Consider the following 24332-nt stretch of genomic DNA (forward strand, 5'->3'; position numbering starts at 1 on the left):
GCGGCTAACCTATAAAAAAAGAGTTCAGGGCTGCCCCCAAACTCTCGTCCGTTTATAGCTTAGACGTTAACTTCACGTCCGGATATTTATCTTGGAACCAGCGCTCAGCAAAGTGGTTTTCGAACAGGAACAGCGGATCGCCGTGGTTGTCCTTGACCAGCAGATTCCGGGATGACGACATCCGTTCGTCCAGTTGGTCGGGGTCAATCCACCGTGCCGTCTTCTTGCCCATCGGTTCCATGATGACTTCCGAATTGTATTCGTTTTGCATCCGGAACTGGAAGACTTCGAACTGCAGTTGTCCCACGGCACCCAGGATGTAATCGCCGGTCGAATAGGACGTGTACAGCTGCACGGCCCCTTCTTGAACCAGCTGATTGATCCCCTTGTGGAAGGACTTCTGCTTCATGACGTTCTTAGCGGCCACCCGCACGAAGAGTTCCGGCGTAAATTGCGGCAGCTTCTCAAACTTGATGGCCTGCTTCCCGGTATAGATGGTATCGCCAATCTGGAAGTTCCCGGTATCGTACAGCCCGATGATGTCGCCAGCCACGGCCTTTTCCACGTTCTCACGGGTATCGGCCATGAATTCCGTCACGTTGGACAGCCGAAGCTTCTTGCCGGTCCGTTCCTGCGTGACGTCCATGCCGCGGTCAAATTCCCCGGAGCAGACCCGCACGAAGGCGATCCGGTCACGGTGCTTAGGGTTCATGTTGGCCTGAATCTTAAAGACAAAGCCAGAGAACTCGGGATCGGTCGGAGCCACGTCCGTATCCTCCTGGGTGTGGTGGGCAGCTGGTTGTGGAGCGTATTCCAGATAGGTTTCCAGGAACGTCTTCACTCCGAAGTTGGCCAGCGCCGACCCGAAGAAGACGGGGGTCTGGTCCCCACTGGCAATCTTGGCCTCGTCAAACTGGTTACCGGCCTCACTGATCAACGCCATGTTGTCGTGGGCATCTTGGTACCAGCCGTCCTCTTCCAAATCATTGTGCGTGACCAACTCGCCCTCGTCGTCCAGGGGCAGGTATTGGTGGTCCTGATCCTGAGGCCGGAACAGGGCAACCCGGTGATGGTAGCGGTCGTATAACCCCTTTAATTCCTTCCCCATCCCGATTGGCCAGTTCATCGGATAGCCTTCGATGCCCAAGACATCTTCCAATTCGGCAATCAGGTCGAGCGGATCGCGGCCATCGCGGTCGAGCTTGTTCATAAAGGTAAAGATGGGAATGCCCCGCATCTTACAAATCTGGAACAGCTTCTTGGTCTGCGGTTCAATCCCCTTGGCGGAGTCAATGACCATGACCGCGGAGTCCACGGCCATCAACGTCCGGTAGGTATCTTCCGAGAAATCCTCATGTCCCGGGGTATCCAGAATGTTAATCCGTTTGCCCTGGTAGTCAAATTGCATGACGGAACTCGTCACGGAAATTCCCCGCTTCTGTTCGATTTCCATCCAGTCGGATTTCGCGAAGTTACCGCTCTTCTTCCCCTTAACCGTCCCGGCTTCCCGGACAACGCCACCAAAGAGCAGCAGTTGTTCGGTAATCGTGGTCTTCCCGGCATCAGGGTGAGAAATGATGGCAAAGGTCCGGCGCTTATCCACCGCAGATGCTAATTTATTTTCACTCATAATTGTTTTTTCCTCACAAAGTCTTTTTTAGTTTAAATAGTCGTTAAATTTTAATTGCACAGCGTTTTGATTTTAACACATTTACCGTTACAATTCACGGTCTAGCCCCATTTTAACCCGCACCCTCGTCATTTCGTGGTATCATTAAAGAATGAATTCATTGAGAATCGGGTGAAAATATGTCGGCGAGTACCGAAGCCATCATTATTGAAATAGTCTTCAGCCTAGGCGCGCTGGTCGCCGTGGGTGGCCTGGTCGGCTTGCTCGTGGCCAAGGCCAAGCACCGAGCCCTCCGCCCGGCCATGGCCGTCATCATCAGTGGCGCGGGGCTCATCATCATTGCGGCCCTTCTGAACGTCTTGCTGTTCAAGACCTACGATCACGTCCAGGTCAAGAAGAACCAGTACTACGAGATTACCAGCCTCACGGCCAACATGCACGCCTCCCTGGCTAGCAGCCAGGCCAGCGACCAACCGGTGACTCCCACGGCCAAGAAGGCCAGTAAGAACGTCACCTATCTAATTAAGCATACCAACCAGTCGAAGTCGGCCATTCAGTTGGCCCAAACGGCGCAGCGCGAGTTGACGACCAAGAAGCAGCCCAACATCAAGCTGGTTCAGCACAACTACCGGCTCATCTTAGACGACTACTTCCAGGCCGCCGTGCGGCCGGACCACGTGGCCCAACGCTTGAGCGCTCACGCCTATCGACAGGCCACGCACTTTCACAACTAACTTTTAATACAGAGGAGCTCGAGACCGCGGTCTCGAGCTCCTCTTAGTCTATTCAGCTTAATCACTAGGGCTAGTCGTGAACCGACCGCCTTGCCGTTCGCCCCAGATGAGCTGGAACGCGGTTCCAAACGCCATTATCTAACCGGCTATCGCCGCTAAGATAATCCCACGGCTGAGCTCATCTGGGGCTTCACTCTCGGCTACGATAATGGCTAGCCACTACGATTGGCTAACCCAAGCGACACAATGACCAACATCGCGTCACTACCGCCACTACTTGCCGAAAATCGTCAGGGACGATGCCAACTGAAACGGTGAAGCCAGTCAATATCAGGCCACTAAAGCATCGATGCCCGTCTACACCCAGAGTAATTGTTGGCCTCAGCCGCAGGATTTTTCAAACGATTCACGTGTACGGACATTCTGATCCAAGTGACCCAGTCGGACAACGTCACAACCACCGCTGCCTGCCGGAGATCGTCAGGGGTGGAGCCAGCCGTGTCGATGCCGTTAGCTGGCGTTATTTGCCAGGTTACGGCATGGGACGACTTGGGAGACTCACGGTCTGGGTGAGGCTTCCAAGCGAGCCGGAAGCCCGCCCTTTGGCTGGAGGGGTTCCCCACAGCAGGCGGAACCCCTGACAGGCGCAGGCTATCCAGCCGTTTAACCGTGCTTTTCGATCTGTTGAACCACGTAGTTCACGATCTTCAGGGAACTCAGCCCGTCGTCAATCGAGCAGAAGCGTTGGTAGAAGTCCATGAACTTCTGGTTTTGGCTCATGTCCGGCGTCTTTAATTTCTCGCCAATCATGGTCAACAACTGTTGCTCGTTGTGGGCAATCTCACCCGGCAGATCCTTCTCGTAATCGAGGTAGAACCCGCGCAATTCATCCTTGTACATGTGGTAATCGTACGGATAGAACAGGATGGGCCGCTTCAGGTAGGCGAAGTCGAAGAAGACGGAAGAGTAGTCGGTAATCAGCATGTCACTGATCAGGTACAAGTCCGAAATGTTTGGATGGTTGGAGAAGTCAAAGACGACCCCTTCGTACCCACTGATATCCAAGGCGTTGGAAATCAAGTAGTGCATCCGCAGTACCAAGACGGCATCCTTGCCGTACCGGTCGCGGAATTCATCGAGTGAGAATGGCAGTTCGAAGGTGTACTTCCCCTTCTCGGCAAATTGATTGTCCCGGTAGGTTGGCGCGTAGAGCACGACCTTCTTATCCAACGGAATCCCCAGCTCCTGCTTCAGAGCCGTCACGTCCTCACGGGTACTATTAATGAGTTCGTCGTTTCGCGGATAACCGACCTTTAAGATCTGGTTATTAAACCCGAAGGCCGACCGGAAAATTCGCGTGGAATAGTCGTTAGGCGAGACCAACGCGTCCCAGCGGTTGGCTTCCCGCACGAAGTTGGCGTGATACTTGGTCGTCGTGGTGCCGGGCATGGAGACATTTTCGATGTCCAGTCCCAACTTCTTGAGCGGCGTCCCGTGCCACGTTTGAATGTAGGTAACGTAATTAGGCTTCTTCACCCAGGCTGGGAACCGCGCGTTACTGATCCAGAAACTGGCCTTTTCCAGTGTCCGCACCCACTTAGACGTCCGGCGAATCACGTACGGAATGCCATTTTCCTTACAGAATTTCTTCTGCGACCGGTCGATGGACCAGATGAAGGTAAAGCCCGGGTAGAGCTGGGTAAATAAGCGGTAAATCGCGTATGGGGAGTCGCTGACTTGGCGACCACCGAAACTTTCGAAGATTAGCGTTGGCTGGTCGAAGGCCCGGTGCCCACGCTTAAATAACCGCCGCATGTAGAACAGGTTGGCCTTGTCCATTAACATGGAGAGCAACTTGGTCGCCCCACCGACCTTGGCCGGTACATTGGCCAGCCGTTGTGGCAAGGTTGGCGCCGCCGTCTCCTGCACGCGAATCCCGTTATCGAAACGTTTGTCGATGATCACGAGCCGGTGATCGGCCGTAATCGCCTGCGTGACTTGTCCGGCCAACGACTTGGCAAGAACCACGCGTTGTTCGAGGTCCTCACCACCCACCGTTGAGCGGATAAAGAGTTGCTGGGTGCTGTCCGCGGCCAGATCCGACAAAGGAATCGACCCGGTGAACAAACCGTGGAGGGTCATGTGGGCAATCGGCCATTCCGCCGAGCTATCGGCCTGAACGTTCTTGAGCACCAGCCGTTGGTTCGTAATCGGTTGGTTGTTGATCCGACTCGGCCCAATCACCTGGAGCTGGTCGTCTTGCAGGTTAATCGCGTTGATGGTGAATTCGTCCTGCGCCTGCTCCGTATGCATGTTGAAGAGAGCCATCCCGTTGGCATCACTATTTAATTGATAGTAGCTGGTCAGAGTCAGTTGGTGCCGGTCACTCAGGTATTCACTTTCCACCTGAATCAGGCCCCGCGTATTTTGCTGCTGCAAGTTCAAGTACAGCTCCCAGCTAAATTCGCTTTGGCCCTCCGCCGGAAATTGCAGGTCGCTAGCGCTGAGGCGTAACCGGACGACCTGGGCGCTGAGCACCTTACTGATGGGAATCGTGATCGACGCCTTGGTTTGCTTTTCCAAGAAGGTGACCGCAAGATCGTCAAACGGCTCCGGCACATCGATCAATTCAAGCTCGAGTTCCTGTAAATTCTTTTTATGATGTAATCCAGATAAAATCGCACGCACGATGGAAAAACTCCTTAGTAGTTAAAAATCAGCTGATTCGGCATTTGTGGCGAGAAATGAGCGTTGACGGCTAAATCAATGTACAGTCGCGTCTGCGGGGTAAGCAGCCGGCTCAAGACCGCCTGGTAGAAGGCATAGATGTCGCTGAAGCGCCGGTAATTGGAATAGGCGAGCACGCCATAGTAGGCCTCCGTGGCCGTAATGACCTGGGTCTTATCGATGGCCTTGGCTTCCGCTCTTTCCAATTGGCGCTTAGACATGGTGGCAGCGTTAGCCACCTGCTTAGCGTCCTCAAATTCGGTCGCTAGCATGGCCGAGGTGGCACTTAAGTTGTAAACGTGCTCCACGGGCCGTTCATGCCGAACAAAGCGTAAGACAGCCTCTCCGTGCTGGTTAAGCAGGTAACTGGTCGTGGCCACCTCATTTTGAATTTTCTCGATGCCCACGACCGTGCCGTCCAGTCCATACGTATCGACCTGGGTGAGCTGGTCCTCCTGGTACTGGCGCAACACCATCGGCGTCTCGTCGTCAATCTGTCGGAGCTCCGCGACCATGTGTCCGGCGTCCAAGTACCGTTTGACCTGTTCCTGATTGTCGGCGAACAGCCGCTGTTCGTAACGGTCTAGCTGCACGGCATGTCGTTCCGCAGCCGTTAACGCCAGTCCGGGTTCCTTAGCGAACATTTCGGCCAGTGTGATCAGCCGCACCGACTTGACGCGCGCGTCCTTTCTCGCCAATTGATTGAGATATTGACGCACGGTCCAGACCGCTTCAAAGTCAACCATGGCCACCAGCACGCTGACTTGGACGCCGCGTTGCAGGGCCTTTTGAAGCTGGATGGAGAAGTTGGGCTTGTGCATCCCATTTAACGATGTCAATAAAAAGATAAACTGCTGCATGTATTTGCCTCCGTCTACGTATCCTAAGAAAAAATCCCTAGTCTGCGACTAAGGATTTCATTGCCAGCACTACTTCGCGTCTTCCTTCCAAGTCTTTTCATCGGAAAGACCAAGGTCATGCTTGATTTTAGTCGTGGAAATGCCTTCCGTCCGGGGTAAGTAAATGACTTCACAGTAATCCTTCAAGAAGTCAAACTTCCCTTTCCAGTCATCACCCATTACAAAAACATCAATGTTGTTTTCCTGAACGTCGCGAATCTTTTGGTCCCAAGTCGTTTCGGGAATCACGTGGTCCACGTACTTGATGGCTTCCAGGATGTATTTCCGGTCTTCATAAGACGTGTAGGCCCGCTTGCCCTTCTCCGCGTTGAATTCGTCGGAAGACACACAAACCGTGAGATCGTCACCCAAGGCTGCGGCCCGTTTTAACAACCGAATGTGACCCTTATGTATCAGGTCGAACGTCCCATAAGTAATTACTTTTTTCATGTAGAATCTCCTACTTTATCTGGTTAATTCCCCCGAGACTGCACCCGGGGGTCAATTTTAAAAATCCAATAACAATCTAAATAGTAGCATATTGAGCGGCCACGTCAACTTCAAACCACAAACGTTAGTGATTTCTTGAGAATTTCCGGGCAACCTTTCCGGCTGGTCAGGGATGAATTCGGTTTCTACCGTAGTTCCACCATTTCACCTTACAAACCCCGCCCTCACAGCGACTTCTTTTCGGCGTGTTCCAGTTGCCAGATGCTGTAGAGGTACTGCACCACCGTCTTCACCACGGCGTACAGCGGAATGGCCAGAATCATCCCCAGCAGCCCGGCGATATTGCCGGCCGCCAATAAAATAATGATAATCGTTAACGGATGAATCTGGAGGCTCTTGCCGATGATGTTGGGATAAACCAGGTTGCCGTCGATCTGCTGGACCACAACCACCACGATGATCACGTAGATAATCAGGCTCGTGCTGGTGGCAAAAGCCACGATCAGCGCCGGCAGAATCCCAATGTACGGACCGACGTACGGAATCAGATTACAGATGCCGGCGAAAAAGCCCAGCAGCAGCGCGTATTTCTCGCCGACGAAGAAGTAGCCAATCGCCGTAAAACTCCCGACGAAGAGGCACTCGACAATTTGACCGCCCACGTACCGGGCAATCGTGTTGTTCATCCGCCCCAATAGTTCCGCCGTCTGCTCGCCGTGCTTGCTAGGCAACCAGCGCCGAATGGCCGGCATGAACTTGTCGCCATCCTTAAGCATGTAGAACAGCATGACGGGCACCGTCACGGCCGTCACCGTGACCGTGGTCACCGTGCCGATGATGCTGCCGATGCCGGTCGTCAGCCCACTCATAAAGCTCTGCGCGTACTTTGACAGGGCTGTCTGCAGCTGCGTTAAGTATTTAGAAAAGTCGATCTCCTTTAATAGAGGATGGTCGATCAGCTTTCTTAAGACGGCCTCACTGGATTTGGCAAAATCCGGAATATTGCCGACCAGCGTGGTCACCTGGGTCACCAGCCGCGGAATCACCCACATCGCCCCGGCCACCAGCACGAGGACCAGTAATAAGAACACCAGGGCCACCGCCCCGGTCCGATTGATATGGAATTTCTTCCAGCGGACCTTTTCCAGCAGCTTCACCACCGGATTAAGTAAGTAGAATAAAATGCCCGAAATCAGCAGCGGCGCAAAGATCGTCGAGAGAAAAATTCCGATTGGCGAAAACAGAAAGCTAATCTGCGTACAAACCCAGATTAACGCGGCAACAATCAACAGTTCCACGGACCAAAACATCAGCCGGGAATTTGCAAACCATTTCATGGGCAAGCCCCTTTCGTCAGCGTGCTTCGTTTTTTAAAAAAAGGAGCGAGCCACGAATGACTTGCTCCTGGTGATACGGAAGACAACTCTTACAGGTCTGTACCGCACTAATTCGAGCGGCGTAATAACTCCTGATACCGTTGATACCATAGATCGACATAGGCTTTAGAAAAAGGGCCTTTGTGATGATTAATCCAATCGACAAGGGTCAAGACGTTCGCCTTTAAGATCCGGTCGGTCTCCTCGCCATACTGCCAGCGTTGACTAAAATCTTGATATTCGTCAACATCGAGTAGGCGTTTCTCACCATCCGGAAAGACCTTGACGTCCAGATCGTAATCAATGTATTTGAGCGCTTCTTTATCTAAAACATACGGGGACGCCAGATTACAGTAATACGACACCCCGTTATCCCGAATCATTGCAACAATGTTGAACCAATAATGCTTGTGGAAATAAACGATCGCGGGTTCGCGGGTCACCCACCGCCGCCCATCGTCTTCGGTGACCAACGTGTGGTCATTGACGCCAATGAGGGCATTTTCGCTTGTTTTGAGTACCATCGTGTCGCGCCAAGTTCGATGCAAACTTCCGTCGTGCTTGTAGCTTTTGATCGTAATGAAGTCGCCTTCCTTAGGTCCTCTAGCTTCGCGCGTCATGTCTTAACCCTACTTTCTAAGTAACGGGTAACTATAAAAATTCAATCAATATTATACCAGATTCAGCCCTATTATTGAATAGCCCCTGCAACATTCCTGAACAAAATCCTTGGGTGCCCCGTAAATTTAAGGTAAACTAAAAGAATTCTATGAACGAGGTGACCCCGTATGGCCCAAGCACCACTCAGTACCTTTGAGCCCCTGATTCCCCAAGTGGCCGAACTTTTGGCCGACGATGCCCAGTTAACCGCCTTCTTCAACGATTTGACGGTGGGCTACCAGCGAGAATGGGCCCGCTACATTTTCGGCGTCAAAGCCGAGGCAACGAAGGAACGCCACATCGCCGACATGCGCCAGATTCTGGCCGCTGGCTACAAGTCCAAACGGGCTTACGGCAGCCGGCCGAAAGCCTAGGCCGTGGACCTAACGTTAAAACCAGCAAACCCGTCAGACGGAACATCCGCTGACGGGCTTGCTGGTTTTTAGATTAACTTGAATTGTACTCAGTCGCCTGCGGCTGTCAGGAGTTCCGCCTGCTGTGGGGCCGATTCCAGCCTGAGAAACGGGCTTCCACCTCGCTCAGAAGCCTTGCCGAATTCGCAAGTCTCCCGAGTCGTCCCATGCTGTAGGCTGACAAAGAACGTCAGCCAACACCATCGACACAGCTGGCTCCACCCCTGACCTCCTCCGGCGAGGTGGCCAGCCAGACGGATCTGTTCACACCACGATAGCGTGCGCAGTAGCTGATTAGGCTGGTTTACGCAATCGCGGCGGTCCAACTCTAACGTAGCCGCAAGTGAAGCGCCAGATGGGCTCAGCCGTGGGATTCCCTTAGCGGCACGAACTTCGCCGGTTAGGGAATAGCGTCTTTGAGACGTGGTCTTGCGGCTCAAAGCGAGTTGCGAGACCGCCCTTTGGCTCGCAACGTCCGCCCACCGCGATCCAGCCCATCTGGCGCGAACGGTAGGCGGCAGCTAGAACTGGAACTCCTGACAGCCGCAGGCATATTGCCAAGCAGCAGATGACGCTTATTTGCCCAACTCGCCGGCCTGGAGTAAGTTCCAAATCTGAATAGCCGGCGTCTGGGACAGCTGGTTGACGCGGTAGTAGTTACTCAAGAGAACCACGCCATCCGTACCGTCCTTGCTCAACAGCGTCGTGGCCTCGTAACCATAGGCCAGCCCGTGGGTGCGGATATAGCCGGGATAGACGTACATCCCCCCACCGTACATGGACGAGGACCCGGGAACCAACAGTACGTTGACGTCGCTTTGTGGATAGAGCTGGCCCTGTAGCATGTTCCGCTGTGCCGTGTAGAGGTCGCGCGCTGACATGTAGACTTGACCGGTCCCAAATTGATAGTACATGGATTCTTTGGATTCACCGAACAAGGCGCCATAGTTGGCCGTGACGTCGGCGTTATTGGCGTTTTGATAGCCCCGAGAATACGTGGCTTGCTGGTCCATGTTAAAGACAAACCCGGTGTGCTTCAGGTGCCAAGCATCCGTGATGTTGGTCGTGAAGTAGTGGCGGTAACTTTGCCCGCTGACCTTGGCGATAATCCCCGATAGTAGCATGAAGTTGACCGGCGCGTAGTCCCACTTGCCGATGCGGTCCGGCCGACTGATAACGTTGGCCAGAATAAATTTAATCATGCCCTTCTCGGAATGGACCTTCGTCGGAAAGGCCGTCAGCGTTAACCCACTCTTCATGTCTAGCATGTCGCGGAGGGTAATCTGATCGGACCCCGCAATGGTCGGGTAGTATTTAGACAACGGGTCCGTCAGGTTCAACTTGCCCTCGCTGGCCAACCGCATGATCAGCCCGGCCGTGAAGGACTTTTGCACGGAAGCCAACTGGTAAACGCTGTGTGGTCCATTCTTGACATGCGCCGCGGCGTCCGCGTAACCCCAGCCCTTCTGGTAAATGACCTGGTTGTTGTGGACCACTAGCGCCGTTCCCACGAAGCGGTTGGCGCGCAGGACCGCGTCAATCTCGCGGGTGGCCGCGGTCGGCTTCGGCTTCGCCACGACCTTTTTGACGACCGGCTTAGCCTTCTTCTTCGGCTTGACCTGCCGAACCACCGAACTACTGCTGGCCTTAGGCTCCGCTTGCGTCTTGGCCTGGTCGTTGAACCACCAAGCCAGACCACCACTGAGCCCCAAGACGGTGACAAACGCTAAGACTGTTCCCCAAGCTTTAGAATTCATGGTTACTCCCCCTTACCCTAATCCGATGACGTGAATTAGTCGGCCGATTCCCCTAAATCGGCTAGCCACTGACTAATATCATCTAGTTTGAATCCCTTACGATACAGTGCCTGCTTCGTTTTATACTGTTGTTCCGAGCGACTCAACGCATGGTAGCGCCGCAGGAACTTCTCGCCCTGCTTCGCCAATAAGGCCTGCTGCTCGTCTTCGTCCGGCGTCAAATCAACCGCATCGAGCATCGCCTTGATCTCATCGCCACCGAAGCCTCGTGCCATCAACCCTTGCCGCATCTTCTGTTCCTGATTACGCGTCGAGGCGTGCCGGTAGCGTTTCGCTAGCTTTTCGGCCACGGCCGTCCCCACGGCCAACCGATCCGCCGGTGTGTACAGAACCAACGCGTCATCAATCACCTTTTCGCCAACGCCCTTTTGCCGCAAGTGCTGACGAATCACCCGGGGACCCTTATCTCCCGTGTGCATCATGGTGCGGACGTAGCTAGCGGCGTAGTGGGCATCGTCCACCAGCGAGAAGTCCCGCAACTTTTTCATCGTCAGCGCAATCGTTTCTTCCGGAATTTCCAATGCCACGAGCTTATCCGTCACTTCTTTTTCCGTTCGCAACTGATGCGACAGGTAGTCCAACGCGCGATTGTACGCCTTGGCCACATCATCGGCCGCGGTGAGCCGTTCTTCGAGGTCCTTATCAATCTCCATGCCCTTGTACAGGCGAAAGTCGACCAAAACGCTATCGCTAACGGGAAATGCATAGTGTCCATCAACGTAAATATTAAAGCGGCCACTGCGCTTTTGCGCCTCAATCATGGTAATGACGGCCATTCAGGTCACATCCTTTTCTCGTTATCTGTCATTATTTTAACAGTTTTGCCCCGGGGATGACGACCCCAGTGACACCTTAGTTAGTCAATCATCTTTTCGCGTCGCCACTATTTTCCAGAAGAACCTTCCCTAGTCACCATCACCACGGCCTGCTATAATTAACGGCAATCAAGACGATTTTAAGGAGTGAGTGATTTGCTAACAGCACACGTAGTTTTTGCCACCATCACCGGAAATAACGAAGACGTGGCCGACATCGTCACGGAAAAATTAGAGGATCTGGGGTGCCAGGTCACCGAGACGGAAATCTCCCAAACGGATGCCGCCGAATTTCAACAGGCCGATATCTGCGTGGTCTGCGCGTACACCTACGATGAGGGATCCCTTCCCGACGAGGGCCTCGACTTTTACGAAGACCTCCAAGCCCTCGACCTGCACGGCAAGACGTTTGGCGTCGCCGGTTCGGGCGATACCTTCTACGGCGAGTATTACAACACGACCGTGGATCACTTCGAAGCGGCCTTCCGGCAAACGGGCGCGACGTTGGGCGCGCCCAGCGTGAAGATTAACCTCGAGCCGGATGCGGCGGCCATCACCCAGCTGGACGCCTTCGCCACCCAGTTGGTCCACCACGCCCAGGCCTAACCACACAGCGGCTTGTGCTGATCAAGCAACCTTGTCCGAACTGGCCGCCTGCCGTTCGCGCCTAACAGGCTGAAACATCTGACATTGCCTGCGGCTGTCAGGAGTTCCGCCTGCTGTGGGGCCGGTTCCAGCCTGAGAAGCGGGCTTCCACCTCGCTCGAAAGCCTTGCCAAGACCGCAAGTCTCCCGAGTCGTCCCATGCTGTAGGCTGACAAAGAACGTCAGCCAACACCATCGACACGGCTGGCTCCACTCCTGACCTCCTCCGGCGAGGCGATCAACTAGACGGTCTGCTGATACAACGTTAGCGTGAACAGTAGCTGATTAGGTCAGTTTACGCAATCGCTGCGGTTCAGCTCTAACGTAGCCGAAAGTGAAGTGCCAGCTGGGCTCAGCCGTGGGATTCCCTTGGCGGCACGAACTTTGCCGGTTAGGGAATGGCGTCTTTGAGACGTGCCTTTCCGGCTCAAAGCGAGTTGCGAGACCGCCCTTTGGCTCGCAACGTCCGCCCACCGCGATCCAGCCCATCTGGCGCGAACGGTAGTCGACAGCTAGAACCAGAACTTCTGACAACCACAGGCGCTGTACAGCTATTTGTGACCAAAAGCTACGTCCCACCACCCATTCTGGCGGTGAGGCGTAGCTTTTTCGTTGGACAAGGTCTCACTTGCCCCGGTTATTGCGTTTCAGCCGATTACGCAGGATGTACGTGAAGACGGCCTGCTCCTCAATGGTTCCCTCGATTAAGTCCTGAATGGCGGCATTCAAGACCGCGCCAAACATCAAGATGAGCGCGGTGAAGTCCAACCAGAACATCAGGACGATAAAAGTTCCAATGGTTTTATAACTATCGATATTGTGGACAAAGAACTTCAGATACCAGCTAAAGGCCTGGGATAAGAGCAACCAACCCAGCGTAGCGGTCAACGCACCCGGCCAGACGTAGCGTAATTTTAATTTTACACTGGGCACAAAGTAAAAGAGAATCATCAGTAGCAGAAACGTCATGATAAACGTTACCGGCCACTTGGCGGCATTCACGTACGACAGAATCTGGGTGGGCAACTGCAGGAGCGGCGTCAACCGTTCCAGAACCACTTGGCCCACACTGAAAAACAGCATCATCAAAAACAGAAAGGCAATCAGCGCCACCATCCAGAAGAAGGCCATGACTCGATTGACAATCGCGTTTTGCTTACGAACCACGCCGTACGCCCCATTCACCGTTCGCTGGAAAGCCGCGACGGCCCGAGACGATGACCAAATGGCCACGATAACCCCAATGGACAGCACGCTTCCGTTTCGATTATTTAGAAACGAGTGAATGATTGGCGCCAAGATGTCATAGATGTTGTCGGGCAAGAATGGCTCGATGCCGTCCATCACGGTACTGGTCTCAATATGGAAGAACGGCAACAGGCTGGCCAGAACCAACAGTGCCGGAAATAAGGACAGCAGCGTATAGTACGCCAAAACGGCCGCCGAATCGGACACATTCGCCATTTGATAATGCTTACTGATGGTTTGGATAATCCGATTAATCCCCGCTAAATGCGGACGCCATTTCTTCCACACGAGTTGTGACCCCTTTCGTCTCCCCTAAAATGACCCGTAATCTTCGGCAAATTTCAAGGTGCCGATCATCTTTTCCAGGGTCTTTCTGCTGAACCGCACCCGCTTGGCCTGACGGAAGGTCTCGATAAACGTGGCCAAGTCATCATAGTTGGCCACCGCCGTACAATTATAAGCATCGTGCGGATTCAATTTGGTTTTATTGCCGACCACTAACGAGTTACTGTGATTGTAACGGTCGTAGTAATTATAGTAAACCAACGGCTTCACAAAGTCGATAATCCGGTCGTTTTTATTTTCCAGTTGCCGGTGCATGGTGATTTCACTGTTGATGTAACGCACCAGCAGCTTGGACGACAATTCGGCCTGCGTGGCGGGGTTACTGATCCCCGTATGCAACGTAATCGACCGTTGCCCGCGGCCTTCCTGTTCCAGACTCATGGTGTATCCCTGCGTGAGCGACTCATTTTCCTCCGACAGATTCGGCAGGAAGAAGCGGTCCAGATGACTGGCTAACGCCTTGGGCACTTCTTTTTCCTTGCCGCTGAGGTTCACGCCGGAGAAGTCATCCAGACTGGAGGAGAAGATTTCTTCCGAAAGATCGTGGAAGATCATGCCCCGCCAATACTTACTCTCCACGTTGATAACCCCAAATGAGGTCACCAACAGATTGTCAATCTGCATCACCCGCCATGAATCCCCCTCGTTCATCTCTTGCGTGACAGGATTCTTTACTTTGTTGGCAAAATGCACATTGCGCAGGATTTTATAGTCGAACCGCTCATGACGCTTCGCGGCGCTCTGGTGAATTTCTCGCATAATTTCATATAACTGTTCGGTCGTTTTGATCTCGGCCCGGTCATACGCCGTTTCACCCATTAACATTGCCTCCATTAATTTTTGCTTGAATTGCTGCCAGAATCCGTTCAGACGCGTGACCATCCCCGTATGGATTCTTCGCTTGGGCCATCCGGTCGTACGCCGCCTGGTCCGTCAGTAACATTTCCATGGCCGCAGTCACGCGCTTGGGGTCGGTACCGACTAGCTTCAGCGTGCCATTCGTGACCCCTTCCGGCCGTTCCGTCGTGTCCCGCAAGACCAAGACCGGCTTGTTCAGCGACGGGGCTTCTTCTTGAACCCCACCAGAATCGGTCATGATAAAGTCACTCTTGGCCGCCAAGTTGTGGAAGTCCAAAACGTCCAGCGGATCGATCAAATGAATCCGGTCCATGCCCCCTAATTCCTCGTGTGCAACCGTCTGTACGGCGGGGCTCAGGTGGACGGGGTAAATGACCTCAACGTCCGGATGTGCCTCAACTTCGGCCCGCACGGCCTTAAAGACGGCGTGCATGGGTGCCCCTTGATTTTCCCGCCGGTGCATCGTCAGCAGAATCAACCGGTGGCCCGGCTGAACCTGATCCAACACGGCATGGTGATAGTCGGCACTCACCGTCTGTTTCAGAGCATCGATCGCGGTATTCCCCGTGACGTAAATGTCAGCCAGTGGATGGGCTTGTTTCAAAAGATTCTCCTTGGACAAGTCCGTGGGCGCAAAGTACAGGTCGCTTAGGATGTCCGTCAGCTGGCGGTTCATCTCTTCCGGATACGGGGAATACTTGTTCCAAGTCCGCAATCCGGCCTCAACGTGGCCCAGTAACGTCTGATGATAGAAGGCGCTGATGCTGGCCGCAAAGGTCGTGGTGGTGTCCCCGTGAACCAACACGATGTCGGGCTTCGCCTCACTCAGCACGGCGTCCAGTTGCGTCAAGACGCGAGTGGTGATGTCGCTTAACGTCTGCTTGGGCCGCATGATGTTCAAGTCGTAGTCGGGCGTGATCTTGAAGATGTCGAGCACCTGATCGAGCATTTCTCGGTGTTGGGCCGTTACGACCGTAATCGGGGTAAACTCTGCGGGCCGCTGCTGCATGGCTAAAATGATGGGAGCCATCTTAATGGCCTCCGGACGGGTTCCAAAGACCGTCATTACTTTAATTGGTTTCGTCACGATATTCCCTCCAGGTTAATGTTACTCAATTACGGTCAATTATAGCAGACCCGGGGCGACTTGTACGTTGAAACGGGAACAATTTTACCAGAACCGCACCGATTTCCGGCAGTCTTCAACGACTCATCGGTGTCTCGCCCACAAGACTTGCTGTCCTAACTATCTCAGGCCTTAAACTGGCTTCTGCAATGGCATTCGGCTAAGCTTAAGCTCAGAATCCTTGCAGACCATTTACAGGGGTTTAAAGAAAACCATACCTGATCTTACGCCGAACGACAACCTTTTTCGTATCTAGTCAGACAACTGTCGTCGCAGTCGACGACTTAAACCGCAATTGGTCAAGCCCCCATCGAGAGTGCGGCCCACAACGTTTCCACTGCGCCCTGATCCAAGACGCTGAAGCCGCTGCCACCCGGAAATGACTTCTGACTGTAAGGAAAATTTAATGGCAAGCCCCCTATATTTGAGGTAAGATGGTATCGTTGTGTGAAAGGAATGTCTGTGATGAAAAAGCTTAGTCTGGTCGTTCCTTGCTATAACGAGGAGGAGTCTATTCCATTATTTTACCGAACCGTTAGCAAGGTGATCAACGCCATGAACACCCCTACTCCGACGGTAACACCGGAGTATATCTTCGTGGATGATGGGTCCAGCGACCACACCTTAGAGGAAATGAAACAGCTACATGAGGAACATCCGGAGACCGTCCACTATCGGTCGTTCTCACGGAACTTTGGAAAGGAATCAGCGCTCGCCGCGGGGTTACAAGCCACGACCGGGGATATGGTAGCCGTGATGGACGTTGACCTCCAAGATCCACCGGAGCTCCTACCAGAAATGGTTGACTTGATTGAAAACCGGAATTACGACTGTGTCGGGACGATTCAAAAAGAACGCCGCGGCCAAAGTCGCCTGCGAGCATTTCTCTCGCGGAGCTTCTACAGCGTCATCAATTGGATTTCGGACGTGCGGATTGAACCCAACGCCCGCGACTACCGGCTGATGACCCGGCAATTCGTGGATACGGTGTTGTCACTGCCCGAATTCAACCGGTTCTCCAAAGGAATCTTCAGTTGGGTGGGCTTTAAGACCACCTATCTGACCTACGAGAGCCAGCCCAGAGCCGCCGGAACTACGCACTGGAGTCTGCGGCAACTCTTCGCCTACTCCATCGAGGGCATCATCGATTTCTCAAATGCGCCGTTACGGTTGGCGACCTGGGTGGGCAGTCTGTCCTTCCTGGCATCTATCGTGGCCCTAATCTTCGTGATTGTCCGCGCATTAACGGTCGGTGGTGCCGTAGCGGGATGGCCATCTCTGGTGGTCATCCTACTCGCCGTGGGGGGCATTCAGTTGTTCTGCCTGGGAATTCTGGGACAGTACATCAGTAAGATCTACCTCGAAACCAAGCATCGACCAAAGTATATTATTCGTGAAGAAAAGTAAGCAAAGTGCGCCAGAGGGCAATTAGCTGGCGAATATTAAGACCGATAGCCGGATAATCCCGGGTTGGGATTGCCTGGCTACCGGTTTTAAGCGGAACCACTTGCCTTTTGGTGCACGTTTCGGCTAAAGTAGCTGCCCTAGAGTCTGAGATTTTTATCTCAGGCTCTTTTTTTCGTTAATTGCCAGTGGCTTTGATATTAACCTGACTTGGCTGGTCGCCTTACCGTCTACCGTCTGTTAATGTTCAAAAACATTAGACTAATGGTCTCTAGCCACCTGCGCCTGGCAAAAGTTCCGATTATATGACGGGTAACGATCATAAGATCTGCGCGACGCTTGCTGGCAGAGTAACTTTCATCCAAAATAGTTGGTTATCTGCCGTGTCGCCGTGAGTGAGCCAAATTTGGTCTCAGCCGTGGGATTTTCTCAAGCGTTTCGCTTGAGAAAATGGCGACTTTGAGACGTGATTTTTCGGCTCAAAGCGAGTGCCGAGACCGCTCCTCAGGCTCGGCGCGTCCTGCCCACAGCGATCCAGACCAAATTTGGCGAACGATAAGGCGCCAGATCAGCCGATTAAATTTGTGAAAAAGCGCCCGCAACGTATGCTTGAATAAGTGAATACTTATACCTTTTAAATAATGTACTGCCGGTCTGTCTCTTACAATTTAGGTCCAAAAAAACCGGGCCACCAACAATTGGCGACTCGGCTTGATTTTAAGCTAATTTATAATGACGTTCATGAGCATGACCATGCCCAGTCCGACCACCGATATGACGGTTTCCAACGTGGTCCAAACCTGGAAGGTCTGCTTAACACTCAGGTCAAAGTATTCTGAGAACATCCAGAACCCGGCATCGTTCACGTGGGATGCCGCCAAAGACCCGGCCCCGATGGCCAAGGCCACCATGACGGGATCGGCACTCAAGGTGTTCATCAGCGGTAAGACCAACCCGGCGGAGGTCATCCCAGCAACCGTTGCGGAACCCAAAGAGATCCGTAAGATGACGGTGATTAACCAGGCCAACAGGATGGGTGACAGCTTGGAGTGCATCATCAATTGTTGCACGGCCTTACCAACCCCACCATCGATCAGGACTTCCTTGAAGGCTGACCCACCGGCGATAACCATCAGTAACATGGCGATCGACTTGATGGCGTCTTCCAGGGTCGCACTGATTTCCTTCATCGTCCGTTGACGGTGGAAACCCATGGACCAGATGGCGAATAGTAACGCGATGACCATGGCAATGACGGGATTCCCCAGCATCGCCACGATGGCATCCAAACCGTGCGGATTCTTCGGCGTCGTCCCACCATCAACCGCCAACTGGTAAATCGTTGCAGCAGCCATGAAGACCACTGGGAACAGTGACGTCAAGACGGACAAGCCAAAACCAGGCGTTTCCTTCAAATCAAATTCCTTAACTTCCCCGAAGGCTGGTAAAGAACGTTTGATCACGAATAAGTCTGGGTTGAACCGGCGAATCACGCGCGTCCAGATAGGACCGGCCACGATCACACACGGAATGGCCACGATGATCCCGACTAACAACATTTCCCCGATGTTAGCGCCCAAGACCGTGGCAACGGCCGTAGGAGACGGTTGTGGTGGCAAGAAGCCTTGCGTGGCCGACAGTGCGGCCGCCATTGAAATCCCCAGATAGAGGAATGGCACTTCGGCTTCCAGCGCAACGGCGAAGACGATTGGCGTTACCAGAACTAACCCCACTTCAAACAGTAAGGAAATCCCGATGAGGAAGGACGCCACCACGATGGCAATCTGAAGGCGTTTCTTCCCGAATAAGTTGATTAACGTCCGGGCGATTCGGTACGAACCCCCGGCATCGGCAACCAACCGGCCAATCATCGCCCCGAAACCAAAGACGATAATCAGTTCGCCCATGGAGCTACCGATTCCGTCTTTAATCGAGGTCGCGATATTGGCGGGGTTCATCCCCAGCCCTAGCGCTACCAGCACTGAGGTCACGATCAGTGAAACAAAGGTGTTTAACTTTACCCGAATGATCAAAAAGAGTAAAAGTAAAATACCTAAAATCAAAACGACGAACTGCATGCTAATTTTCTCTCTTTTCCTATGCTCGATTCAGATTCTCCCACCTCAACCGAGCTGGGAGAATCTTTTTGCATAGAACCCATTGTATGAAAAAAAGTTTCCCAATGCAAGGGCTTACTTGTATATAATTTTCACATGCAACGCCATAAAGCCCGGTAAAACGCCTAACGAACAATCATTACGGAAACTGGAGAATATTTTGCCATGTAAGCCGCTTGACTCCCAAAGTACTTCCGCACCCCGGTCTGGGACAGCGACCCAATCACTAACAGGTCCGGCTTAACTTCGGGAATAATGGTCTTCACAATCGTCTCGCCCGGATCACCTTCGCCAATGATAATGCTGACCTTAGCGATGCCGAAACGTTCGGCTAATTTTTGATATTGTTGTAAATGTTTTTGTAGGTCGGCCCGTTGTCCATGCACGTAATTCTTGCTCAGTGCCTGGTAAATATTCATGTTATCCGATTCCAAAACGGAACAGATGACCAACTCGCATTCGTCAAACTTGGCCCGATTCATCGCGTAGCGGAACGCCAGCTGTGCATCGGGGGAATCGTCTACCCCAACTAAAATTCGACTAAATTTCTTAGGATTCATTGATTCTGAATTTTCCATCGAAAATCCTCCTCTTGTTTGCTACCCCCATTATAAAGGAAAACGGTACCAAACGCGAAATTTCTGAGAAATTTCCGTTCAATACCGTTTGAAGCGACCGGGAAAGCATCGCGCCTCCGACGGACCTATTCTTTTTTCTTCGACTTGCCTTGGAACATGCCCCAGCTCTTCATCCAACCGATAAGGAACATGATGATGTAAAAGGCGGCCGCCACCGTGGAGAAGATAGCAAAGATCATTTGAATAATCCCGACACCGCCGGAAGCCTGAGCGCCGCTAAAGAACCAGAAGTACCACGTCAGCGCCGACCAAAAAATTGCTCGAAATAACAGTTTGTAACCCACACCCATTTTAAATAACCCGCTCTCTTAATAATTTTTGTTCCTATATGTACAGCAACAGAATTTTTTCACAACTCACTTAATTAAATTCAGTTAGTTGGTGCTTAAACTTATCTTACATTTTGGCACGGAATTTTTTAAAAGTAAAGCGCTTTTACGATCAAACACCGCGTGATCCGGGGCTTCTCGGCGTTGAATGTGACGCTTCAAGTCGCCTGGTTAGGACCACCACATGTGATCACTGATAATTAGGATTTAATATCAAAAAAATAATGCTAAACCCCTGAAAATTTGATATGCTTAACTCAAACAAGGGAGGTCTGGATCTTGATGATTAAAAAGTTGGTTCTTCTCTTCACCGCAGCGATCGCACTCTTGCTAGTCAGCCCTGGTCAGGCGGCGGCTAAAACCTGGCATTATTCGGTCACACCATCCAATTCATTTTCCCGGCAGACGTTTGCCCGCGCCTTTATGTACGGTAACCATGAGTTTATGGAACTGTACCGCACCAAGGATAACGCCGTGCACCGAACCTCGGACACCGGCAAAACCATCTCCAATCGACAGGTCTTCTACGCCCGGAAGACGGCCAACAAACGTGTTTACGAAATTATTTATCAAAAGACCTATTACTACATGAATACTTACGATACCCACCTCTACCGCTACAACACTTGGCGCAGCGGTAAGAAGCTCATCTCGACGGTTAAACCTAACCAACCCAGCAAGGTCATGTTAAAAGCCAAGACCCACGTCTACCGCAATCAGTATTGGCTGTACAACTACAGTGGCCAGAACTTGCCGGCCTACCTCTGGTACCGACTGGCTAGCAACGGCAAATGGGTCATCAATTACGAAAAATAGTGAACGCGAAAACAAGACGCGCTAGGCAATGGCCCTGGCGCGTCTTGTTTTGATTGACGATTGTCGTTGCTATCATGTAGACGAAACGTGCGGTACCAGACAGCCAGTTCCGCTTAACGCCACTAAGCAAACAATCCAAGCCCGGGATTCTTCACTTAGTAACGTTAATGCTCACTGACTAACCGTCTGGTACCGCACTCTTTTAAAATGGCCCCACCCGGACTCGAACCGGGATCATTCGCTTAGGAGGCGAGTGCCCTATCCAGTTGTGCTATAGGGCCAATAAAAATAATCCGCTATTAAGTTTACCACGGATTATTTATTTTCAAAAGTCTAATTACTGTTGGGCATCGCGGTCACGCCACTTTTTGCGCATGCCCTTGTTCTTGGTGTGACGATTCTTATGTTTCTTTTTCTTGCCAGGATTGGATTGCTGTTGCCGGGCGGGCGCGGTGCTCCCCTTACTCTTGTTCCCGGTGGCCCGTGACGTTGCCGCCGAGGTCTTTCCTGCGGCCGCCGTTGCAGTCGCCGGGGTCGCCTTCTCTGCAGGAGCCTCCTGCGGCGTTGCCACCGCGACGGGCTTTTCCGTCGTCAACGTCCGTCCGCTAAAGTACAGCGGAACCAGATCGTAATCGGTATCCTTCAACAGCTTCTTCAGGTCCCGCAGGTCGTGGTCATCGCCTAAGCTGATGACCTGACCCGGTTCCCCCATCCGTCCGGTCCGCCCGACCCGGTGAACGTATTCATTCACCGAGGTAGGCAGGTCGTAGTTAATGACGGCCGGGAGCTTGGGAATATCCAATCCCCGCGCCGCGACATCCGTGGTCAGGAGTAACCGCGTCCGCCCCAAGCGAAAGTCTTGCAACGCCTTTTCCCGTTGAACCTGCCGTAAGTCACTGGTCAGGCTGGCCGCGGACATGTGCTCGTGGTAGAACCGCGTGGCCGTCTGCCGTAAGGTATTGGCTTGCTTGAAGAAGACCAGCGCCCGGAAATTCGGCATCGCCAGCAGGCGTTTGAGCATCTGATCACGTTTGCCCATCCCGACTTGGAGTAGCCCATGGCGGACTTCTCCTTGGGTCTGGTCCTCCTGCCGCACGTCAATCCGGTTGACCGTCTGACCAAACCATTGGTCCAGTTCGTGAAGAATCGGCGTATCGGTGGCAGAGAAGAAGCCCAGCTGCACGTCGGCCGGCATGTTTTGCGCAATCGACCGGACCGTGTCCAGGGTATCCCCCGTCAAGAGATCATCGGCCTCATCGACAATCAGTAGCGAGACCAGATGGAGTTTAAGCTTGCGGTCGCTGACCAGGTTGAGCACCCGGCCCGGGGTCCCCACGACCACTTCCGGCCGCTTCTTCAGGCGCTCCGTCTGCCGTTTGACGTTGGCCCCACCGGTCAAGGCGACGACCTTTAAATCCAGCAGCTTGGCCCAGTCACGCATGACCCGGCTGGTCTGAATCGCCAACTCCTGGGAAGGTTCCAGCACAATCAGCTGGATGCCATCCCCCGGTAGCAGGTTGGCCAAGGCCGGCAGTGTGAAGGCGACCGTCTTGCCGGAACCCGTTGGGGCGAGGCCCAGGACGTTCTGGTCTCCCGCTAGCGGCTCATAGACTGCCGTTTGAATTGCGGTCGGTTCAGTGTAGCCCAAGTCTTTAAAATGAGCCTCGAATTGTTTTAACATGTTTTGTCCTCTTTCTAGTGTTGATCGGCTGGGAATTTCAGGTTGGCGGAGACCCGGAGATCGTACAGCACTTGGTTAACCGTCAGGCTCCACTGTAACCAGCGTTGGTAATCCGCGGCATTCTGGGCATTCTCTGGGTCTTCCAAGATGCGCGCAAAGTCCTCGGCTTCCGGTAACATAGGGTTAGCCAATTCCGCCGCGCTCAAGTCCGTGGCTTTGCCGGTGGCATCGCGTTCTTCCACGTGCGTTAATTCCCCGGCGCTGTCGATAGTGATAGTTTCCTTCAAGCCGTAAATTTCAGATAAGGCGTAGGAGTTGCTGGTCTTCCCGAAGTTCACGGTCACGTCAAAGTCACCGTAACGCAGGACGGCTAAGCCCTTGCCATCGGCGCCCGTGGCAATGATCGTTGGGAAAAACGCCACATTTTCGGGCTGGCCAAACAGCGCCACGGCCAGGTACAACGGGTAAACGCCCAGGTCTTGCAGGGCGCCGCCGGAAAATTCCTTGGTGAACACGTTAGGCTGTTCGCCGTCCAGAACCTTGTCGTACCGGGACGAATACTTCATGTAGGTCAACGCCGCGCCTTGAACCGTTGGCAGTGCCGTTAAGGCCTTGGCAATCGCCTTGAAATTTGGCGTGTGCACATGCCGCGCGGCTTCAAAATATTTCACAGCTGGGTGTTGCTTTAATTCCGCCATAATCGCGGCCATTTCGCGGCGATTACTGAAGGCCGGTTTCTCCACGATGATGGAAATGTCCCGGTCGATGGCCGCCATGGCTTGCTTGAAATGTAAGCTGTTCGGTGAGGCAATGTAAACCACGTCCAACTTGGCTTGATCGAGCATCGTTTCGTAATCGGTATAGCCTTTTTCCGCGTGGTTCTTGTCGGCGAAGGCCGTCGCCGTCTCCTCGTGCCGTGAGAACACCCCGGCTAACGTGTAACGGTGAGATAAGGCCACCGCCTCAACCAATTGCTGCGTAATCCAGTTCGTTCCTACAGTTCCAATGCGAATCATTGCAATCCCTCCATCAATTATCTGTCGTTAACTTTATTCTAACAGTCGGGTCGCCTAAGAGATAGCAATGAATTAAATTTCTTCCAAATCCGGGGGAAATATTGCGTGTTTTCTGTCCAAAAATGTTATATTGAGAGTAACAACTAATTCAAGGGAGGGATTACCGGTGAAAGGTCGGGAGATCGCATTATTTGGCATTTCACTCATGGCTGGTTTAACTAGTGGATTCTCATTACGTAAGAAGAAGAAACCCCAGCCCAGTGAGTCGCCACTCTTTTATGTCGGAACGTGGCAGTTTGTTGACCCCCACAACCAGCGGCGTCACCGGTTAGAAATTAGTCCTAATCTTGACGTGCAGATCGATAACCATCCACTTCAGGTTTCCGTAAAGAATCTGAACGACACGCAGCTTACCTTTCAGGATAAGTTCGGCTACCACCTGACGATTCACGCCAACGAACGTCAACCAATTTCCTTTTTCGACGAAGCCGACGACTGTACTTATGCCATGAAACCGCTAGACTCTTCGGACTAAGCGGATAACGATTTAGCCATTTCATTCATAGATCCTGTTTTTTCGGGTTGAGAC

General features: G+C 52.8%; 22 protein-coding genes and 1 tRNA gene. 6 read left to right on the plus strand and 17 right to left on the minus strand.

Going from position 1 to position 24332, the window contains the following annotated elements; genetic code table 11:
* Nucleotides 1–52: 52 nt before the first annotated feature.
* Nucleotides 53–1630 (minus strand): peptide chain release factor 3, encoded by a 1578-nt coding sequence (locus tag V8I28_RS09700; protein WP_341779926.1) that lies wholly within the window; start codon nt 1628–1630, stop codon nt 53–55.
* A 179-nt stretch (nt 1631–1809) separates the two neighbouring features.
* Between V8I28_RS09700 and V8I28_RS09705 the strand changes: the two genes are divergently transcribed.
* A complete protein-coding gene (locus V8I28_RS09705; RefSeq protein ID WP_341779927.1) occupies nt 1810–2364 on the plus strand; it encodes a hypothetical protein in 555 nt (184 codons plus the stop codon).
* A 663-nt stretch (nt 2365–3027) separates the two neighbouring features.
* Here V8I28_RS09705 and V8I28_RS09710 read toward each other — a convergent pair.
* The 5 genes from V8I28_RS09710 to ntdP form a co-directional block, all read right to left on the minus strand.
* Entirely contained in the window at nt 3028–5052 is a 2025-nt protein-coding gene (locus V8I28_RS09710) for a CDP-glycerol glycerophosphotransferase family protein (protein ID WP_341779928.1), read from the minus strand.
* A 14-nt stretch (nt 5053–5066) separates the two neighbouring features.
* Nucleotides 5067–5951, minus strand: coding sequence for a hypothetical protein (locus V8I28_RS09715; RefSeq protein WP_341779929.1), 885 nt, complete (start codon nt 5949–5951; stop codon nt 5067–5069).
* Between the two features lie 69 nt (nt 5952–6020).
* Nucleotides 6021–6440: a glycerol-3-phosphate cytidylyltransferase gene (gene tagD / locus V8I28_RS09720; RefSeq protein WP_341779930.1), complete on the minus strand. Its 420-nt coding sequence runs from the start codon at nt 6438–6440 to the stop codon at nt 6021–6023.
* Between the two features lie 224 nt (nt 6441–6664).
* Nucleotides 6665–7777 (minus strand): AI-2E family transporter, encoded by a 1113-nt coding sequence (locus tag V8I28_RS09725; RefSeq protein WP_341779931.1) that lies wholly within the window; start codon nt 7775–7777, stop codon nt 6665–6667.
* Between the two features lie 107 nt (nt 7778–7884).
* Nucleotides 7885–8436 (minus strand): nucleoside tri-diphosphate phosphatase, encoded by a 552-nt coding sequence (ntdP, locus tag V8I28_RS09730; protein WP_020089703.1) that lies wholly within the window; start codon nt 8434–8436, stop codon nt 7885–7887.
* A gap of 168 nt (nt 8437–8604) precedes the next feature.
* Here ntdP and V8I28_RS09735 point away from each other — a divergent pair, with 168 nt between their 5' ends.
* Nucleotides 8605–8850, plus strand: a complete 246-nt coding sequence (locus V8I28_RS09735; RefSeq protein ID WP_341779932.1) for a YdeI/OmpD-associated family protein — start codon at nt 8605–8607, stop codon at nt 8848–8850.
* A gap of 614 nt (nt 8851–9464) precedes the next feature.
* Here V8I28_RS09735 and V8I28_RS09740 read toward each other — a convergent pair.
* Complete coding sequence (locus V8I28_RS09740) at nt 9465–10646, minus strand: serine hydrolase domain-containing protein (RefSeq protein ID WP_341779933.1); 1182 nt, start codon at nt 10644–10646, stop codon at nt 9465–9467.
* 35 nt (nt 10647–10681) lie between these two features.
* Nucleotides 10682–11482, minus strand: coding sequence for a recombination regulator RecX (recX, locus tag V8I28_RS09745; protein WP_341779934.1), 801 nt, complete (start codon nt 11480–11482; stop codon nt 10682–10684).
* Nucleotides 11483–11677: 195 nt separating this feature from the next.
* On the opposite strand from recX, the gene V8I28_RS09750 reads away from it, so the two are divergent.
* Nucleotides 11678–12127 carry a flavodoxin gene (locus tag V8I28_RS09750; RefSeq protein WP_341779935.1) on the plus strand — a complete coding sequence of 150 codons (450 nt, stop codon included), beginning with the start codon at nt 11678–11680 and terminating at the stop codon, nt 12125–12127.
* A 662-nt stretch (nt 12128–12789) separates the two neighbouring features.
* Here the strand turns inward: V8I28_RS09750 and V8I28_RS09755 are convergent.
* From V8I28_RS09755 to wecB, 3 genes are read right to left on the minus strand one after another with little or no spacing between them, the layout of a single operon-like run.
* Nucleotides 12790–13701, minus strand: coding sequence for a YihY/virulence factor BrkB family protein (locus V8I28_RS09755; RefSeq protein ID WP_341779936.1), 912 nt, complete (start codon nt 13699–13701; stop codon nt 12790–12792).
* Nucleotides 13702–13725: 24 nt separating this feature from the next.
* A complete protein-coding gene (locus V8I28_RS09760; RefSeq protein ID WP_341779937.1) occupies nt 13726–14577 on the minus strand; it encodes a nuclease-related domain-containing protein in 852 nt (283 codons plus the stop codon).
* A complete protein-coding gene (gene wecB / locus V8I28_RS09765) occupies nt 14570–15703 on the minus strand; it encodes a non-hydrolyzing UDP-N-acetylglucosamine 2-epimerase (RefSeq protein ID WP_341779938.1) in 1134 nt (377 codons plus the stop codon). Before wecB ends, V8I28_RS09760 begins: the two co-directional genes overlap by 8 nt.
* Before the next feature lie 504 nt (nt 15704–16207).
* Between wecB and V8I28_RS09770 the strand changes: the two genes are divergently transcribed.
* Entirely contained in the window at nt 16208–17149 is a 942-nt protein-coding gene (locus V8I28_RS09770) for a glycosyltransferase family 2 protein (protein WP_341779939.1), read from the plus strand.
* 719 nt (nt 17150–17868) lie between these two features.
* Here V8I28_RS09770 and V8I28_RS09775 read toward each other — a convergent pair.
* The 3 genes from V8I28_RS09775 to V8I28_RS09785 all read right to left on the minus strand — a co-directional run bounded on the left by V8I28_RS09775 (nt 17869) and on the right by V8I28_RS09785 (nt 20191).
* Nucleotides 17869–19224 carry a gluconate:H+ symporter gene (locus V8I28_RS09775; RefSeq protein ID WP_341779940.1) on the minus strand — a complete coding sequence of 452 codons (1356 nt, stop codon included), beginning with the start codon at nt 19222–19224 and terminating at the stop codon, nt 17869–17871.
* 164 nt (nt 19225–19388) lie between these two features.
* Nucleotides 19389–19841 (minus strand): universal stress protein, encoded by a 453-nt coding sequence (locus V8I28_RS09780; RefSeq protein WP_233670355.1) that lies wholly within the window; start codon nt 19839–19841, stop codon nt 19389–19391.
* 125 nt (nt 19842–19966) lie between these two features.
* Entirely contained in the window at nt 19967–20191 is a 225-nt protein-coding gene (locus tag V8I28_RS09785) for a hypothetical protein (RefSeq protein ID WP_341779941.1), read from the minus strand.
* 318 nt (nt 20192–20509) lie between these two features.
* On the opposite strand from V8I28_RS09785, the gene V8I28_RS09790 reads away from it, so the two are divergent.
* Nucleotides 20510–21046, plus strand: a complete 537-nt coding sequence (locus V8I28_RS09790) for a hypothetical protein (RefSeq protein WP_341779942.1) — start codon at nt 20510–20512, stop codon at nt 21044–21046.
* 208 nt (nt 21047–21254) lie between these two features.
* Here the strand turns inward: V8I28_RS09790 and V8I28_RS09795 are convergent.
* The 3 genes from V8I28_RS09795 to V8I28_RS09805 all read right to left on the minus strand — a co-directional run bounded on the left by V8I28_RS09795 (nt 21255) and on the right by V8I28_RS09805 (nt 23743).
* A tRNA-Arg gene (locus V8I28_RS09795) sits at nt 21255–21327 on the minus strand.
* Nucleotides 21328–21383: 56 nt separating this feature from the next.
* The gene (locus V8I28_RS09800; RefSeq protein ID WP_341779943.1) at nt 21384–22727 is read right to left on the minus strand and encodes a DEAD/DEAH box helicase; all 1344 of its coding nucleotides are present in this window, start codon (nt 22725–22727) and stop codon (nt 21384–21386) included.
* A gap of 14 nt (nt 22728–22741) precedes the next feature.
* The gene (locus V8I28_RS09805; protein ID WP_341779944.1) at nt 22742–23743 is read right to left on the minus strand and encodes a Gfo/Idh/MocA family protein; all 1002 of its coding nucleotides are present in this window, start codon (nt 23741–23743) and stop codon (nt 22742–22744) included.
* Nucleotides 23744–23909: 166 nt separating this feature from the next.
* On the opposite strand from V8I28_RS09805, the gene V8I28_RS09810 reads away from it, so the two are divergent.
* Complete coding sequence (locus tag V8I28_RS09810) at nt 23910–24278, plus strand: DUF4828 domain-containing protein (RefSeq protein WP_341779945.1); 369 nt, start codon at nt 23910–23912, stop codon at nt 24276–24278.
* Nucleotides 24279–24332 lie beyond the last annotated feature (54 nt).

It is taken from the genome of Levilactobacillus sp. HBUAS70063 (genome assembly GCF_038374745.1).
Taxonomy (GTDB): domain Bacteria; phylum Bacillota; class Bacilli; order Lactobacillales; family Lactobacillaceae; genus Levilactobacillus.

What these genes read in the sequence shown, in the direction of transcription:
- V8I28_RS09700 (WP_341779926.1), bottom strand. Translation starts at nt 1,630, where the DNA reads ATGAGTGAAAATAAATTAGCATCTGCGGTGGATAAGCGCCGGACCTTT.
- V8I28_RS09705 (WP_341779927.1), top strand. Translation starts at nt 1,810, where the DNA reads ATGTCGGCGAGTACCGAAGCCATCATTATTGAAATAGTCTTCAGCCTA.
- V8I28_RS09715 (WP_341779929.1), bottom strand. Translation starts at nt 5,951, where the DNA reads ATGCAGCAGTTTATCTTTTTATTGACATCGTTAAATGGGATGCACAAG.
- tagD (WP_341779930.1), bottom strand. Translation starts at nt 6,440, where the DNA reads ATGAAAAAAGTAATTACTTATGGGACGTTCGACCTGATACATAAGGGT.
- V8I28_RS09725 (WP_341779931.1), bottom strand. Translation starts at nt 7,777, where the DNA reads ATGAAATGGTTTGCAAATTCCCGGCTGATGTTTTGGTCCGTGGAACTG.
- ntdP (WP_020089703.1), bottom strand. Translation starts at nt 8,436, where the DNA reads ATGACGCGCGAAGCTAGAGGACCTAAGGAAGGCGACTTCATTACGATC.
- V8I28_RS09735 (WP_341779932.1), top strand. Translation starts at nt 8,605, where the DNA reads ATGGCCCAAGCACCACTCAGTACCTTTGAGCCCCTGATTCCCCAAGTG.
- V8I28_RS09740 (WP_341779933.1), bottom strand. Translation starts at nt 10,646, where the DNA reads ATGAATTCTAAAGCTTGGGGAACAGTCTTAGCGTTTGTCACCGTCTTG.
- recX (WP_341779934.1), bottom strand. Translation starts at nt 11,482, where the DNA reads ATGGCCGTCATTACCATGATTGAGGCGCAAAAGCGCAGTGGCCGCTTT.
- V8I28_RS09760 (WP_341779937.1), bottom strand. Translation starts at nt 14,577, where the DNA reads ATGGGTGAAACGGCGTATGACCGGGCCGAGATCAAAACGACCGAACAG.
- V8I28_RS09770 (WP_341779939.1), top strand. Translation starts at nt 16,208, where the DNA reads ATGAAAAAGCTTAGTCTGGTCGTTCCTTGCTATAACGAGGAGGAGTCT.
- V8I28_RS09775 (WP_341779940.1), bottom strand. Translation starts at nt 19,224, where the DNA reads ATGCAGTTCGTCGTTTTGATTTTAGGTATTTTACTTTTACTCTTTTTG.
- V8I28_RS09780 (WP_233670355.1), bottom strand. Translation starts at nt 19,841, where the DNA reads ATGGAAAATTCAGAATCAATGAATCCTAAGAAATTTAGTCGAATTTTA.
- V8I28_RS09785 (WP_341779941.1), bottom strand. Translation starts at nt 20,191, where the DNA reads ATGGGTGTGGGTTACAAACTGTTATTTCGAGCAATTTTTTGGTCGGCG.
- V8I28_RS09800 (WP_341779943.1), bottom strand. Translation starts at nt 22,727, where the DNA reads ATGTTAAAACAATTCGAGGCTCATTTTAAAGACTTGGGCTACACTGAA.
- V8I28_RS09805 (WP_341779944.1), bottom strand. Translation starts at nt 23,743, where the DNA reads ATGATTCGCATTGGAACTGTAGGAACGAACTGGATTACGCAGCAATTG.